Source organism: Pseudomonas khavaziana (assembly GCF_019145205.1).
Classification (GTDB): Bacteria; Pseudomonadota; Gammaproteobacteria; order Pseudomonadales; family Pseudomonadaceae; genus Aquipseudomonas; species Aquipseudomonas khavaziana.
Genome location: NZ_JAHSTT010000012.1, coordinates 24,652 through 39,323 on the forward strand (window position 1 = coordinate 24,652; position 14,672 = coordinate 39,323).

13 protein-coding genes are annotated in these 14,672 nt (G+C 57.8%); 10 read left to right on the top strand and 3 right to left on the bottom strand.

The genetic code is table 11. The annotated features are described in order from the left end of the window. The first annotated feature begins 118 nt into the window (after positions 1-118). The 7 genes from KVH01_RS23380 to KVH01_RS23410 all read left to right on the top strand — a co-directional run bounded on the left by KVH01_RS23380 (position 119) and on the right by KVH01_RS23410 (position 9,663). Positions 119-2,029, top strand: a complete 1,911-nt coding sequence (locus tag KVH01_RS23380; protein WP_217883085.1) for a sigma-54-dependent Fis family transcriptional regulator — start codon at positions 119-121, stop codon at positions 2,027-2,029. 261 nt (positions 2,030-2,290) lie between these two features. After that, positions 2,291-5,512: a hypothetical protein gene (locus KVH01_RS23385; RefSeq protein ID WP_217883086.1), complete on the top strand. Its 3,222-nt coding sequence runs from the start codon at positions 2,291-2,293 to the stop codon at positions 5,510-5,512. Between the two features lie 153 nt (positions 5,513-5,665). Further along, a complete protein-coding gene (locus KVH01_RS23390; RefSeq protein ID WP_217883087.1) occupies positions 5,666-6,634 on the top strand; it encodes a hypothetical protein in 969 nt (322 codons plus the stop codon). Between the two features lie 386 nt (positions 6,635-7,020). Next, positions 7,021-7,335, top strand: coding sequence for a hypothetical protein (locus KVH01_RS23395; RefSeq protein ID WP_217883088.1), 315 nt, complete (start codon positions 7,021-7,023; stop codon positions 7,333-7,335). Positions 7,336-7,410: 75 nt separating this feature from the next. Continuing rightward, positions 7,411-8,760, top strand: a complete 1,350-nt coding sequence (gene mpl, locus KVH01_RS23400) for a UDP-N-acetylmuramate:L-alanyl-gamma-D-glutamyl-meso-diaminopimelate ligase (RefSeq protein WP_217883089.1) — start codon at positions 7,411-7,413, stop codon at positions 8,758-8,760. Further along, positions 8,757-9,386: a flavin prenyltransferase UbiX gene (gene ubiX / locus KVH01_RS23405; protein WP_043048003.1), complete on the top strand. Its 630-nt coding sequence runs from the start codon at positions 8,757-8,759 to the stop codon at positions 9,384-9,386. The genes mpl and ubiX overlap by 4 nt, the downstream gene beginning before the upstream one ends. Continuing rightward, positions 9,379-9,663, top strand: coding sequence for a YceK/YidQ family lipoprotein (locus tag KVH01_RS23410; protein ID WP_217883090.1), 285 nt, complete (start codon positions 9,379-9,381; stop codon positions 9,661-9,663). The genes ubiX and KVH01_RS23410 overlap by 8 nt, the downstream gene beginning before the upstream one ends. A 134-nt stretch (positions 9,664-9,797) precedes the next feature. Here KVH01_RS23410 and KVH01_RS23415 read toward each other — a convergent pair whose 3' ends face one another. From KVH01_RS23415 to KVH01_RS23425, 3 genes are all read right to left on the bottom strand, one after another. Beyond that, positions 9,798-10,439 carry an oxidoreductase gene (locus tag KVH01_RS23415; RefSeq protein ID WP_217883091.1) on the bottom strand — a complete coding sequence of 214 codons (642 nt, stop codon included), beginning with the start codon at positions 10,437-10,439 and terminating at the stop codon, positions 9,798-9,800. Between the two features lie 29 nt (positions 10,440-10,468). Then, positions 10,469-12,187, bottom strand: a complete 1,719-nt coding sequence (locus KVH01_RS23420; RefSeq protein WP_217883092.1) for a C13 family peptidase — start codon at positions 12,185-12,187, stop codon at positions 10,469-10,471. Positions 12,188-12,292: 105 nt separating this feature from the next. Beyond that, positions 12,293-12,748, bottom strand: a complete 456-nt coding sequence (locus KVH01_RS23425; protein WP_217883093.1) for a MaoC family dehydratase — start codon at positions 12,746-12,748, stop codon at positions 12,293-12,295. Positions 12,749-12,933: 185 nt separating this feature from the next. On the opposite strand from KVH01_RS23425, the gene KVH01_RS23430 reads away from it, so the two are divergent. Genes KVH01_RS23430 through KVH01_RS23440 form a run of 3 tightly spaced genes read left to right on the top strand, consistent with a single transcriptional unit; the run spans position 12,934 to position 14,612 of the window. Then, positions 12,934-13,287, top strand: coding sequence for a CidA/LrgA family protein (locus KVH01_RS23430; protein WP_217883094.1), 354 nt, complete (start codon positions 12,934-12,936; stop codon positions 13,285-13,287). Then, positions 13,284-14,000 (top strand): LrgB family protein, encoded by a 717-nt coding sequence (locus KVH01_RS23435; protein ID WP_043047995.1) that lies wholly within the window; start codon positions 13,284-13,286, stop codon positions 13,998-14,000. Before KVH01_RS23430 ends, KVH01_RS23435 begins: the two co-directional genes overlap by 4 nt. A 21-nt stretch (positions 14,001-14,021) precedes the next feature. Further along, on the top strand, positions 14,022-14,612 hold the full coding sequence (locus KVH01_RS23440; protein ID WP_217883095.1) for an LON peptidase substrate-binding domain-containing protein: 591 nt from the start codon (positions 14,022-14,024) through the stop codon (positions 14,610-14,612). The last annotated feature ends 60 nt before the right edge of the window (positions 14,613-14,672 follow it).

The following is a 14,672-nucleotide window of genomic DNA, read 5'->3' on the forward strand; positions in this document are numbered from 1 at the left end:
GCCGTGACAGTTTGTGCCATAAGCGGTACAGCCTGTGACCGGTGGGTCGGCCCGGGATTGCAATGGGCAGAGGGCTGGGGGATGCTGGGCGCTCTCACGCAGGGAGAATAATAAGAACATGCATAACGATCATTTCAGTCGCCATGCCCAACAAGTCTTGACCGTCACCCGCGGACAGGAGCTGTCCCAGGGGCCTGGCAGCGATCCGTCCATCGCCCGTTCCTGGCTGCGTTGCGTGGAGGATTATCACCTCGACCCTGCGCAGACCATCGCCCCCACGGTGCTTGAACACGGCCGCCTGCTGGAAAGCCGCGAGCGCCTGCGCCAAGTGCTGCACATCGCCGGCAGCGAGATGAACAGCCTGCATCAGCAGCTCTCCGGCGCCGGCCATGCGGTGCTGCTCACCGACGCACGGGGCGTGATCCTCAACTGCGTAACCGCGCCGTCCGAGCGCAAGATCTTCGAGCGTGCCGGGTTGTGGCTGGGCGCGGATTGGAGCGAAGCCTGCGAGGGCACTAACGGCATTGGCACCTGCCTGGTGGAACGCCAGTCCTTGACCATTCACCGCGATGAACACTTCCGTGGCCGCCATACCGGGCTGACCTGCTCGGCGAGCCCGGTGTTCGACCCCCACGGTGACCTGCTGGCGGTACTCGATGTGTCCTCGGCACGCGAAGCGGTATCGCGGCAGAGCCAGTTCCACACCATGGCGCTGGTGAACCTGTCGGCGAAGATGATTGAGAGTTGCTACTTCCTGCGCCATTTTGAACACCATTGGCTGCTGCGCTTTCACCTGCAGGCCGAGTCGGTGGGCCTGTTCAGTGAAGGGCTGTTGGCGTTCGATGGGGAGGGGCGGATCTGCGCGGTCAACCAGAGCGCGTTGAACTTGCTGGGGCAGGTACGCGGGAGCTTACTGGGGCAACCGGTAGAGGCGTTTTTCGACTGCTCCCTGGACCAACTGCTCGGTCGCGCCAGTGCCAATGCCACCGCGAGTTGGCCGTTACGCAGCCGCGATGGACGGCACTTGTTCGCCGCGTTGCGCGGTCAGCCGCGCTCTGTGCCGCACCCCGTGTCCAAGACGCCCGAGCCGCCACGCATGCCCGGCATCTGCCTGGCCGACCAGACCTTGCAAAATGAGTTTCGCAAGGCGCTGCGCGTCTTCGAGCGTGACGTTCCACTGCTGGTCAATGGTGAGACCGGTTCCGGCAAGGAGGCGTTCGCCAAGGCCATACACCAGGCCAGCCAGCGTGCCGATAAACCTTTTATCGCCCTCAATTGCGCCGCCATTCCGGAAAGCCTGATCGAAAGCGAATTGTTCGGCTACCGCGGCGGCAGTTTTACCGGCGCCCTTAAAGATGGCATGCGCGGCAAGTTGCAACAAGCCGATGGCGGCACCCTCTTTCTCGACGAAATCGGTGACATGCCCCTGGCGATGCAGACGCGCTTGTTAAGGGTGCTGGAAGATCGCATGGTGGTGCCCATCGGCGGTGAGCCGCACGCTGTCAATGTGCGGATTATCAGCGCCACACACCGAAATTTGCTCGAGCGCATGCAAGACGGCAGCTTTCGCGAGGATCTGTATTACCGGCTTAACGGCCTGGAGATTGAGCTGCCCCCGCTGCGCGAGCGCAGTGACAAGGCGCAATTGCTCGACTTTCTACTGGCACAGGAAGCCGGAACGCTGTCGGTGGTACTCGACGTCCAGGCTCGGCAAGCCCTGCTGGCGTATGCCTGGCCAGGCAATGTGCGTCAATTGCGCACCGTGCTGCGCACGTTGGTAGCCCTGAACGAGAGCGGCAATGTCGGCCTCGGGGATCTTCCCGCGATAATTCGCCAGGGCCGAACCGCACCTATCAAGGAGGCCCGCAACGGTTTGGCGTTGGAAGATGCAGAGCGCCTGGCATTGCTTGACACGCTGGAGCGCCAATGTTGGCACATTACGCAAGCGGCCGTAAGCCTGGGTATTAGCCGGAATACGCTTTACAGGAAGTTGCGCAAACACGGGATTTCACGAAGTTTCGGTATTTAGACTACATTTGTTGTGGCCTTTTATTGCTTGAAGAGTGATGCAGTAAGTGTCTTAAAGGGTGTTGAGAATCTCGGTATTATATTGTTTAAAGTATGCTGAGCCCTTGAGGTTTGCGGCGTGCGAATGCGTTGAGGAGTAAGTGTTTTAAAGTTGTATTATTTGGTTGAGATTTAGTTGTGCGATTTTTTTTCGATGCTCCACTAAGTGCATGTATGAAGGTTCCTTTGTCGGGAATCTTAATGTCTGCATTCAGGGTGAACCATGAATATTTCACAACTGTCCCAGCCTCTACTCCCGTCTGCCTTCAACGCCATTCTGGCACCTGTTGCAGAGGCAATTGGCACGCCTCACGGTAATGCTGCCACAGATGAGTTACGCGCTGCCGCCCATAGTGAGCAGCCCAAGCGCGCTGATGGGCCAGCGGCGGTTTCACGGGTTGGCGCCGATGCTGAAGTGGCAAGATCTTACGCCAAGACATTGGCCGCGAGCATCAACAAGACGTTTGGCCCCGCGCCTTTGGTTGACGTGCCTCGGGAGTCGACCTTGGGACTCTGGCGTTCACAGTTAGATAGCGCGTTCAAAGAACCAGGGTTTCTAGCCTGGGCGAGGCGGGAGAATCTCGACACGGCTTATTTGAAAGTCAATCCGTCTCGCGGGGAAATATCAGGGTATGTAGGCGGCTCGATTAAGACCTTTTCGTTATTAGATGACTCCGGGTGGTCCGATGTTTCGCGCACCTTATTGTCCATTTCCAGCGTATTTGCGCCAGAACCGCAGCAAGAGTTTGTCTACCCGTTATATGGTCATGGTGATCAAGTACCGCTTAACCTGGTCGCGCAGTTTTACGGTGAGCCCAAGATCCCAACCACCGCTGAGGTGAATGCCCGCATTCGACAATTATTCCAAAAGCCTGGCTTTGAATTACCCGATCACTATGTGGCGCCGCGTTCTGATGAAGCGTTGTCTGCACACCAACAGGCATTGGGGGATAACGCCGATCGTCATGCGCTTATTACCGCGTTGCGCTCCCAGGTAGGTGATGCCAGCGGGCGTATTGACCTGGACGCAGTCAAGATAGCCATTGACCCTCGTTCAAGCCTGTTCGCCAGCGAGCAGCGCAGTGAGATGAGTGTTGCGCAAGTCCTCAGGCAGGAAGGCAACATGATCCCGGTTAACGCTGAGCAGGCCTTCGAGGTGGCTCAGGCGTTGTCGTTTGACCTTGCTCATCGCGCGCCAGGTGTTGAATCGGGTGGTGTGAAACAGTCGGACATAAAGTTGAATCGTCGTACTCCGCTGCGCTTGATGCAAAGCCTGATAGACGAGTGGAAGAGGCTTCACCGGGCTGAGGTTTCCGATGCACAGACCGGGGCTGGTGCCGACAGTCTACTCAGGCTGCTCATGAATTCGCTTCCCCAAACCATAAGGAAGATGACTGCGGACAACCCCGCATTGGTAATGGACCAGCTCATTCGCTCGCCCGAGGCGCTGGCGTTAGGGGGCGATGCCCAACGCCTGTTCAAGCTGATCAAAACCCCAACCAGCGCGATTGAGAGTGTGAATGCCGCACTCGTACATGACCTTGACGCCAACCCAGCGAAATCGCGTTTCAACGTGACAGGCTATGACCTGTATAACAAAGATAATATCGGTCTTTCCCCCGCTGAAATCGTGAAACGCTTTATTGCTCACCTTGAGCCCAAGGTCGGTGTTGATTTGGCCCCAGTGGCTGCGCGTTTACTGTTATCGGCGGTAGCCCCGGAACTGCTGGTAAAAAATATACCGCCCGGGATTATTTATGGCTCCCTTGCATGGCTGAGTTTCTGCATATCAGTCATGCGCATTGAGCTGCAAGTGCCTGGCGCATCGGCAAACATGACCTATAACCAGGTGATGGCGTATGGTGACGTGTCTCTACTTTCGTTCGAGAGCGACAGCGAGATGAGCGCGGCCATGCACGACGCTATGGTCGCCTGGGGCTTTGCAAACAACCTCATTGAAAACAGTTCGAAAATCGGCGTTACCGCGACTGAGGTAGAGCGGATATGGAAAGTATTAAAAGAAATTTTATGGGCGAGCGAAGCGTTGAATACGCTTCCAACAACGCGAGAGGCGCTGGCGTTGAAAGAGCTCAAGCGCGTATTTCCGGATATCGATCCGACGCTCAAGGTATTGCAGGACACGAACGTCAAGCATACCCCGATGTCACTGCTCGATATTTACATGAGTGGCCCTGTCAAGGTGGATAAATGGAAGTCGCTGGACGAGCAAAAATTTCCATACAGCCAGATGAAGTCGCGTATTGGGGAGCTTGAACCCGACATCAACAAGACGTTTTCTGAGGCGTTCCAGGATTACCGGACAACCCACGAAAGTGCATGGGGTATCCAATTCAAATACCAGCTTTCATTATTGCCAATTGCCGATCGAGAGAAAATCAGTCAATCGGATGTGAGCTTTTTCGAAGTGTCTCGACCTTTCCTGGATGTTTTTCCGTCTCCACTTGAAGTGTTTGTCACCAAGGTCTTCTGGCCAAGGAAGCCGACTGAGCAGGAACTTAAGGAGCTTAAGGGAACTCAGGGTTTGTTGATGAAAGTGGTGGACAGCAAGGGTGACGTTTCTACCTACAGCGTTCTGCCCTTCGCGGGGCGAATCGTCAAGGAAGATAGTGCTCCAGGCAGCCGAACCGGCTTCGACGACAGTTCGTATTTCAGCGACCAAGGCAAGGGTTATGTCCCAGGCTCGTTGCATGTTTACAGCCCCTATGGACTGCTCAACGAAGTGCGTGACCCGCCGGATGTGGCGGGGCAGAAGCCGGGTTCCTACTTCTCAAAAAAAACCAATGCGCTTGCTCGGGCAGTGGGGAGTTTTGCCGTGCAGACTTATGAGGATCTCAAACTCAAGGCTGCCGGGGTTACAGAAATTGAGAAAGGGCGTGCGATTGATGAAAGCCTCAAGGAGTTTTTCCTAAGCCTCGTGCCTTTCTATGATGGTGTTCAAGATGCGCGGAAGGGCGATATCAAGGGGGCGGCGTTTAATATCGGCTTCGATATTTTGGGTTTTGCCCTTCCTGCGGCAAATGCTGGTCGTAAAGCATCCAAGGCAGGCAAGGGCTTGCTGACGATTCTCAAACGCGGAGTATTTGCCGGTGTCGGTGCTTCGGTGGGGTATACCGATAGCGCAGATATTGCCAAAAACTTGAATAAGGGCGCACGCGCGGGCTATCGGGATATTAATTACCTCGTGAGCAATAGCGATGAGGTCCTGTCAAAACTGAAAGGTTATTATAAAAATTTTGATGCCTCCAAAATTTACAAGGATGGCGATATCGTCAAAGGTTTTTTCAAATCGGCGGAAGATAATGTGTGGCGACCCACCGTGGCAGTCCTGAGAAACGGAGGGTGGTATGCATATAATGTTATTACCAAGACGCCCTTTGGGGTGCAAGCTGCACAGTTTGGTGTTGTGACTGCCTTGGAAGAATAGTGTTTGGCAGGTATTTAATCCTTGCTTGGTGGGTGGGTGTGTTGCGATATTTTTAGTGGTGAAGAACTGGAACTGTTCTTGGTGTTTTTCTCACTTATTAAGTGAAGGTAATGGATGGCTTTCTAATAATTATTAATCATCAGGTAACTCATTATGATACTTTCAATGTCGGCACACACGCACCTGCGTACAAAGCATTCAAAAATTGGCGGGCTTTTAGAGAGCATTACAGGTGGTTCGCGAGGCAATAGTCCGATCCCGACTCGGACTTTAGAAGCTCCGAAAGTTGGCGACGCACCTGCGGGTAGCCGGTCAGGGAGCCCCGACCAAACGCTGGATCAAGCGTTCATTGACTCCAAAGTCGCAGGCTTCGACGGGCCAGGGCATACGAGCGGCGCTCGGCTACCAGGGGAGGCTGGCCAGGGCAATGTTCATCAATCGCCAGCGATGGCTGAATACAGGGCCAAACAGCAAAAAGAATGGCAAGCCCGCAAAGATGCGCAAGCCCGCGATAAGTTGTTTGGCCAGCCCACGGCGGGACGAGTCGATGGGCAAGAGGTAGAGCCCTTTTCTGCGGCCAAGCTTGAGAAGAATGCCGATGAACTGGTGAAAGCCAAAGAGACGGCGGCTCCGCCCACGACCAAGACGCTCCTCAAGACCGCTGCCATCACCACAGCAATCAGCGCGCCTTTTAGTACGATGGGATTGTTTATTGCCGGAAGTGCAAACGAAGCGCTCAAGCCAATCATCAATCCGCCACCAGTCTATGCGTCTACTCAAAGTGTAGAAGAAGGACGCATCGTCGATCACATTCAACGCAACGTATTTGAGGTCGTCCATACCTTAAATAAGCTGCGTGATGAGGAGCCTGTTCCTATATCGGTGAAGTGGCTGATGCTGGATAACGACACACGCCTGGATGCGCTTGGCGCCATGCTTGACTATGCCGAGGTTGAGTTCGCTAAAGAAGCACGCAAACACAATATTTCATTTCAGCCCGCTTTCACGGGGGCTGACGAAGATGATATCAAGCCCCGTGCAATCGCCATGGAGACCCGTATGGCAGCCCTTTCTGCGTTGATGGGCTCGCTGAAGTCGAAAATTGAAACTAACCCCGGCTAAGGTCTGTCATGCCAGCAAAGCCCATCTACTCTGTCGGTGGGCTTTTTTGTGTGCGCCACGCAAGGGAGTCGCAGGTGACTGCGAATCTGAAGGAAGCCCGGGGTCATAAGATGGCTAACGTCATGAGTGGATAAATCCCATGCTACGGGGGCGGGGAGTTATTTCAGGCTAGAGCAAGCTGTAGCCCTAGTTCCGCCGTTATTGACGTCACCACAAACATTGTTACTGACGTTCTGACTACCATCATTACCAACTTGGTGCAGATAAAGCTTAATGCGCATTTTGAACGCCCCGATGTCCGCGTGCCAGGCTGGAATTCTGGCGACGCGCAGGATCCGACGCAAGAGCCTGTCGAACCCGCTCTACGAGCTCAGCTTGAGGCCTCCATGAAGGATGCGAAGAAGGTTTCGCAATCGTTGCGGGAATTGTGGCCGGACCTGGAAATAGATGATGTTACATGGTCCGACCAACCTCAGGGAATGATAGGCCAGCTGGAAGACGAGTTGCTTATCCTGGAAGATCACACCAGCGAACTCGCTGACAGTTTCGGCGTTTTCTACAAAATCTGGAACCCGGAAGAAGAACCTGACCAGCCTAACAAAGGGCTTGCGGAACGAGCAGCCTTAGTTAAAAAAAGGATAGCTGCCATGAACGACGCGTTGGCGCAGATGCAGGCGAAGCTGGGGGGCGCGGGGGCATAGAGGTAAGGCAGTCACCTAAAGAGTGCGATTTCGCCGTCCCTGCGCTAACCTGCCGCGATGTTTACGAGGTCGACTATGCACATTCATATTCTCGGTATTTGCGGCACTTTCATGGGCTCGATGGCGGTTCTGGCCAAGGAACTGGGCCATCACGTCACCGGTTCCGACGCCAACGTTTACCCCCCCATGAGCACGCAACTCGAGGCACAGGGCATCGAGCTGACCCAGGGCTACGACTCGGCGCAGTTCGACCCGGTCCCGGACCTGGTGGTGATCGGCAACGCCATGTCCCGCGGCAACCCAGCGGTAGAGTATGTACTAAACAAGGGCTTGCCTTATGTCTCAGGGCCTCAGTGGCTGGCGGACCATGTGTTGCAGGGCCGTTGGGTACTTGCAGTGGCCGGCACCCATGGCAAGACCACCACCAGCAGCATGCTGGCCTGGGTGTTGGAACATGCGGGCATGAGCCCGGGTTTCCTGATCGGCGGTGTGCCGCAGAATTTTTCGGTTTCGGCGCGGCTGGGCGATACGCCGTTTTTCGTGATTGAGGCGGATGAATACGACAGCGCCTTCTTTGATAAGCGCTCCAAGTTCGTCCACTACCGGCCGCGCACTGCGATCCTGAATAACCTCGAGTTTGATCACGCGGACATCTTCCCCGATCTGCCGGCCATTGAGCGGCAGTTCCATCACTTGGTGCGGACCATCCCCAGTGAAGGCCTGGTCATCCACCCGACCACCGAGCCGGCTTTGCAGCGCGTGATCGACATGGGCTGCTGGACACCGGTGCAGACCACCGGCGCGGGTGGGCAGTGGCAGGTCAAATTGCTCAGCGAAGACGGTTCACGCTTTGAAGTGCTGTTCGAAGATGAAGCCCAGGGTATCGTCGACTGGGGCATGACGGGCCAGCACAACGTTGCCAATGCCTTGGTGGCCCTGGCCGCCGCTCGGCATGTGGGTGTAGTGCCAGCCATGGGCATTGCGGCATTGAGCGCATTCAAAAGCGTGAAGCGCCGCATGGAGAAAGTTGCGGACGTGAATGGGATTACCATCTACGACGACTTTGCCCATCACCCAACCGCAATTGCCACTACCCTGGATGGTCTGCGCAAGCGCGTCGGCGACGCCCAGATCATTGCGATCGTTGAGCCCCGTTCCAACTCAATGAAGCTCGGTGCGCACCGCGATGGTCTACCGGAAAGCGTCAACGATGCCGACCAGGTGGTGTGGTACGCACCGGCCAACCTTGGCTGGGACCTGCCAGCGATTGCTGCGTTGTGCACCGTGCCATCGGTGGTGTGCGATTCCCTGGAAGCCATCATCGAACAGGTCAAGCATCACGCCAAGCCGGGCACCCACGTAGTGATCATGAGCAATGGCGGGTTCGGCGGCCTGCATGGCAAATTGGCCGAGGCGCTGAAATGAGCGGCCCGGAACGCGTGACCCTGGCGATGACCGGCGCGTCCGGCGCGCCCTATGGCCTGCGCTTGCTGGATTGCCTGGTGCGCGAGGACCGGGAGGTGCACTTCCTGATCTCCAAGGCGGCGCAGTTGGTAATGGCTACCGAGACCGATGTCGCACTGCCAGCCAAGGTGCAGACGATGCAGGCATTCCTCACCGAGTACACCGGCGCAGCGGCGGGGCAGATCAAGGTCTACGGCAAGGAAGACTGGATGTCGCCCGTGGCGTCTGGTTCCGGTGCGCCTGCGGCGATGGTGGTGGTGCCGTGCTCCACCGGCACCCTGTCGGCAATTGCCACGGGGGCTTGCAACAACCTGATCGAACGGGCAGCGGACGTGACCTTGAAGGAGCGTCGCCAGTTGATATTGGTTCCACGCGAAGCACCGTATTCAAGCATTCACCTGGAGCACATGCTCAAGTTGTCGAACATGGGCGTGACCATTTTGCCGGCGTCGCCGGGCTTCTATCACCAGCCGCAGACCATCGATGACCTGGTGGACTTCGTGGTGGCGCGCATCCTCAACCTGCTGAACATTCCCCAGGACATGCTGCCGCGCTGGGGCGAGCACCATTTGGGCGGCGATGAGTAAAACGCTGCTGCTATTGCTGGCGCTGCAACTGATGGGCTGCGCCACGGCGCGCACCCTGGACGCCGCGCAACCTGGCGCGCCGGTGGTGTATGCAGGTACGCGCCTGGATTTATATGCGATCAATGGCGGCTGTTGCGCCAAGGACCGCTTTGGCGCCGAGGCGCCGCGCTATCCCCACGTCGACCTGCCGGCCAGTGCGTTGCTCGACACGCTGTTGTTGCCCTTGTCGGTGTTGACGGTGCTGGGCGTTGGCTTCAACGCCACGGGTGGGCTGTAACGCAAATCCCGCCAGCCACACAAAAAATGTGGGAGGGGGCTTGCTCCCGATAGCGGTAGTCCAGTCAACTATTTGGTGACTGAGATACCGTAATCTTGGGCAAGCCCCCTCCCAAATTGGTTTTGTGTTTACATTTACTTGCCGAGCTTGCGCAGCTCATCCGACTCGACCACCCGCACCCCATCCTGCTCTTCCAGCGCCAGGCGCCACATGGCGCGGGCCAGTTCGCAGACTTCGATGCCGTGATATTTGCCTGGAATCAAACGCGACAACGGCCCGGCCAGTTGCTCGGCCAGGCGTGGTTCCAGGCGTTCCCCCAGCAGCAGCGAAGGCCGCACGATGGTCAGTTGCGGCCAGTCCTGGGCCTTCAAGGCTTGCTCCATTTCGCCCTTGACCCGATTGTAGAAGATCGAGGATTTCGGGTCGGCGCCAATTGCGCTGATCACGATCAGGTGCCGCGCTTCCAGCTCCCGTGCGCGCTTGGCGAAGGCCACGACCAGGTCCAGGTCAACGCTGCGGAAGGCCGCTTCGGAGCCCGCCTGCTTGATGGTAGTGCCCAGGCAGCAGAAGGCGATATCCACCTGGCCGCTCAGTTGCGGCAGGAATACGGCGGGGTCGCCTACGGGGTTTTCCAGGTGCGGGTGCTCAGCCAGCGGCTTGCGACTCGGTGCCAGTACGCGGGTTACGGTAGGTTCGTTGAGCAGGCGGTCGAGCAGATGCTCGCCAGTCAGCCCGGAGGCCCCGGCCAGCAAGATGTGCTGAGGTGTCAGGTACATGGTGTTTCCCCCTTGTTACACATTACAGCTTAGTTGCCTTTGGCTTCCTTGCTATTCATTGAGACGCTTTCGAGCGCCTTTCGTGCCTGCTGTTTGCGTAATAATTGCCAGCGGGCGATCACGCCTTTGGGGGCCCAGATCTGCGGTTCGGAGGCTTCGAAGTTGTCCGCCTGTTCGCGTTCGGCCACGTGCAGTTGTGCCAGTTTGAAGGCGTGTTGCAAATCATCCGTCTGGTTAAAAGCTTGTGCGAAAAGGGCATCACCGAAGTAGGTGAAGTCCGCTTCTTCCGAGCAGCCAAACGACACGCGGTCTGCACGGGATGCGGTCATGATCAGGGTGCGTTCATCCTTGAGTGCCGGTATGAAGCCTCCGGAATAGCATGCTGAGATCACGATAATCTTGTCGCGGTTTTTCAGCGGTGCGAGCACCGCGGCCAGCTCATCGGCGGGCAGGTCGGCCAGTTCCATGCGCGGTTGATCGAGCACCAGTTCATGTTCGTGGGTGCCGTGGCTGGTCATGTAGATGAACACCAGGTCTTCCGGCCCGGTACGTTCAGCCAGGGTTTGCACGGCGCGTCGCATGCTTTCGCGGGTGGCCAGCGGGCGGTCGGCGATATGATCGCGGTGGTTGACCAGGCGCACCTGCCCGCGCGCGCCGAAGCGGGTGGCGAGCATGTTGCTGACGTAATCGGCTTCGCGCAGGAACACGCTTTGCTTGCCGTCGCCTGCCAATGCCAAGGTGTACAGCTCTACGGCAGGGGTCGACGGCGGCACGGCGGCCAGGGCGTCATCGAGCAAGCGGCCTTGGGCCAGTACACCGGTTTCCAGTGGGTCGGGCAGCAGTTTGCCGTCGGCATCGCGTACGCGCAGGCCATTGACCCAGGTGCCGGCCTGTACGGTGCCGTCGGTGAGGACGAGGGTGCCGCGGCCCTGGTAGTTGTCGCTGTCGAAGCCGCCGATGTAGAAACTGCCATCGGTGAGGTTCAGGCGGCCTTCGCCAGTAAAGCGCCAATCGCTGAACTGGCCGACATAGTGGCTGCCATCCACCCCGATCAATTCACCCTGGCCGCTGAGGGCGCCTTCCTTGAACTGGCCGATCCACACGTCGCCGTCAGCGTTTTCGTAGCGGCCTTTGCCGTTGAGCTGGTTCTGCTTGAATTGGCCGACATAAATATCGCCCTCTGCGCTATTGAAGGTGCCATTGCCTTCCAATTGGCCATCGACGAAGCGGCCGCTGAACTGATTGCCGCTGTCGTCATTGCGCTGGCCTTCGCCATTGGGCTTGCCATGGGCGAATTGGCCCTGGTATTGGCTGCCATCGGCCAGCTCGAGGCGGCCGAGGCCTGCGTACTGGTCGTTCTTGAATTCACCGCGATAGGTCATCTGCCCCTCTTTGAGGGTGCCTTCGCCGTTGCGTCGACCCTTTTTGAAACCGCCGACGTAACTGCTGCCCGCGGTGGTCAGGCTGCCCTGGCCGTCAAACAGACCCTGCTGGAACTCGCCTTTATAGATTTCGCCGTTACTGCCGTGCCATTCGCCCTGGCCGTGCCACTGGCCTTTGTCGAACTGGCCGGCGTACCAACTGCCATTGGGGTAGTCCACACGGCCCTGGCCTTGCAGCAGGCCGTTTACCACGTCGCCCCGGTAACGGCCGCCATCGGGCAGGCGCGCATCGGGCGGCAACAGCGATTCGCCATCTCCGCAAGCGGTGAGCAACAGGGCAAGGGCGAGGGGAGCGAGTGGGCGCATAGCGGGATCCGGATAATTGAGCGCCGAGTATGCCGCAGCCGCAGGATTCATACATAAATTTACATACACTGTGGCAAGGTTTATCGCCTCACCACAGTCCGGGCCTTATACGAAGCAGAGCGACAACGACTCGGCAATGTAGGCGGGCTTCTCCTGGCCTTCGATTTCCAGGGTGGCGGTGGCCTTGAGCAGCCATTGGCCCGGTTTTTTCTCGGTAACATCAGTGAGGGTGACGTTCAGGCGCACCTTGGAATCAACCTTGACCGGCTGGATGAAACGCACGCTGTCCAGGCCGTAGTTCACTGCCATCTTCAAGCCTTCGGGCATGATCAGGATGTCTTCCATCAGCTTGGGCATCAGCGACAGCGACAGAAAGCCATGGGCGATAGTGCTGCCGAATGGGGTCTCGGCGGCCTTGACCGGGTCGACGTGGATGAACTGATGATCGCCGGTGGCTTCTGCGAACAGGTTGATACGCGCCTGGTCGATGGTGAGCCATTCGGAACGTCCCAGTTCCTTGCCGACATAATCTTTGAGCTGCGCTACAGGTACATAGGGCATTGCGTCTCTCCTGGGTTCATCGTTTTTTATCCGCCCGAGAATGGGGACATTTTTATGGGTTACAGAGAACCAATGTAGATCATCATGGGCACCCCGCCCGGTCAACCCACCATGCTTTTGGCGAATGCCTGGGCATAGAGTGGGCATGCTTATAATGCGGGCGAGCTTTGAAGGGGAGAAAGCGAATGCTGTTACGTGGCCTGACCTGGCTGGTGCTGTTCCAATTGATCGGCACGGCGATCAATCATTTACTGTTGCCGGTGCTGCCGGGGCCGATTGTGGGCCTGTTGCTGATGCTGGGTTTCCTGATCTGGCGCGGTGAAGTCGGCGAGCCCCTGAGCCTGGCGGCCAGCAGTCTGTTGCGTTATCTGCCGCTGCTGTTGGTGCCGCCGGCCGTGGGCGTGATGGTGTACGCCAAGGACATCGCCGCCGACTTCTGGGCCATCGTCGGTGCGTTGGTATTGTCGCTGGTGATCGCCATGGGATTTGTCGGCGTGTTGATGCAGCAGATGGTCAAGCGCAAGGAGCGGGGGCAGTGATTTTCGACTGGCACGGTGCCTGGACGGCCGTCATTCACCATCCATTGTTCGGTATCGGCATCACCCTGGGCGCCTATCAACTGGTGCTGGCAGGTTTCGAGAAAACCCGTTGGATCTTCCTGCAGCCGGTGCTGGTGTCGATGCTGCTGGTGATCGGCGTGCTGCTCTTCTGTGGCCTGAGCTATGCCGAATATCGCAAGAGCACCGAGATCATGGGCATCCTCCTCGGCCCTGCAACGGTGGCCCTGGCGGTGCCGCTTTATCTCAATCTGCGAAGGATTCGCCAATTGTTCTGGCCGATTTTTACTACGCTGGTGATAGGTGGGGTATTGGCCACTGGTTTATGTGTGTGGCTGGGGTGGTGGTTCGGGGCCGAACATATGGTGCTGATGACCATGGCGCCCAAGTCGGTGACGTCGCCGATAGCCATGCTGGTCGCCGAGCAGATTGGTGGCGTTGCGGCCTTGGCGGCGGTGTTTGTGCTGATCACCGGGGTGGTCGGCGCGATGATCGGCCCGGCGTACCTGACGCGCCTGGGTGTACACAGCCCCGAAGCGCGTGGCATGGCGCTGGGCATGACTGCCCACGCGGTCGGCACCTCGGTGGCCCTGCAGGAAAGCGAAGAGTGTGGCGCCTTCGCGGCGTTGGCGATGAGCCTGATGGGCGTGGCCACGGCAGTGTTCCTGCCGCTGGCGGTATCGGTAATTGTTTAATCCAGGTTTAAGGAAACCTTTATGAGTCTGGCGCTGTTCCCGCTCAACACTGTGCTGTTCCCTGGTTGCACCCTCGATTTGCAACTGTTCGAGGCGCGTTACCTGGACATGATCAGCCGCTGCATGAAAAAGGGCGAAAGCTTCGGCGTGGTGTGCATCCTCGACGGCAAGGAAGTCGGCATGGCACCGGAGGGCTACGCGTTGATTGGCTGTGAAGCGCTGATTCGCGACTTCAAACAACAGGACAACGGCCTGCTGGGGATTCGTGTCGAAGGCGGGCGGCGCTTCCGTGTGCGTGATGCCGGCGTGCAGAAAGACCAACTGCTGGTGGCCGACGTGCAATGGTTGGAAGAGCTGCCGGACCGGCCGCTTGAAGAGGAGGACGCCGACTTGCTCGCGTTGCTCCAGGCCCTGGCCGAGCACCCGATGGTTGCCTCGCTGGACATGGGCTCCCACGCCGACGGCCAGCAAGCCCTGGGCAATCAGCTGGCTTATCTATTGCCGTTCACCGAGGCCGACAAGGTCGACCTGCTGCAACTCGACGACCCGCAGCAACGTCTGGATGCGATCCAAATGTTACTGGATGAGCTGCAGGGCGAACTGTTCACCTGATTCAGATTTATCTGACGGAGCTTTCAGAGTTTGCTCGGCCATCTCAGCTGCGCCGCCTGC

Excerpts from the sequence above, each read along its gene's own strand:
- KVH01_RS23395 (WP_217883088.1), top strand. The coding sequence starts at position 7,021 with ATGAAGGATGCGAAGAAGGTTTCGCAATCGTTGCGGGAATTGTGGCCG.
- KVH01_RS23410 (WP_217883090.1), top strand. The coding sequence starts at position 9,379 with ATGAGTAAAACGCTGCTGCTATTGCTGGCGCTGCAACTGATGGGCTGC.
- KVH01_RS23385 (WP_217883086.1), top strand. The coding sequence starts at position 2,291 with ATGAATATTTCACAACTGTCCCAGCCTCTACTCCCGTCTGCCTTCAAC.
- KVH01_RS23390 (WP_217883087.1), top strand. The coding sequence starts at position 5,666 with ATGATACTTTCAATGTCGGCACACACGCACCTGCGTACAAAGCATTCA.
- KVH01_RS23430 (WP_217883094.1), top strand. The coding sequence starts at position 12,934 with ATGCTGTTACGTGGCCTGACCTGGCTGGTGCTGTTCCAATTGATCGGC.
- KVH01_RS23440 (WP_217883095.1), top strand. The coding sequence starts at position 14,022 with ATGAGTCTGGCGCTGTTCCCGCTCAACACTGTGCTGTTCCCTGGTTGC.
- ubiX (WP_043048003.1), top strand. The coding sequence starts at position 8,757 with ATGAGCGGCCCGGAACGCGTGACCCTGGCGATGACCGGCGCGTCCGGC.
- KVH01_RS23425 (WP_217883093.1), bottom strand. The coding sequence starts at position 12,748 with ATGCCCTATGTACCTGTAGCGCAGCTCAAAGATTATGTCGGCAAGGAA.
- KVH01_RS23420 (WP_217883092.1), bottom strand. The coding sequence starts at position 12,187 with ATGCGCCCACTCGCTCCCCTCGCCCTTGCCCTGTTGCTCACCGCTTGC.
- KVH01_RS23415 (WP_217883091.1), bottom strand. The coding sequence starts at position 10,439 with ATGTACCTGACACCTCAGCACATCTTGCTGGCCGGGGCCTCCGGGCTG.
- KVH01_RS23380 (WP_217883085.1), top strand. The coding sequence starts at position 119 with ATGCATAACGATCATTTCAGTCGCCATGCCCAACAAGTCTTGACCGTC.
- mpl (WP_217883089.1), top strand. The coding sequence starts at position 7,411 with ATGCACATTCATATTCTCGGTATTTGCGGCACTTTCATGGGCTCGATG.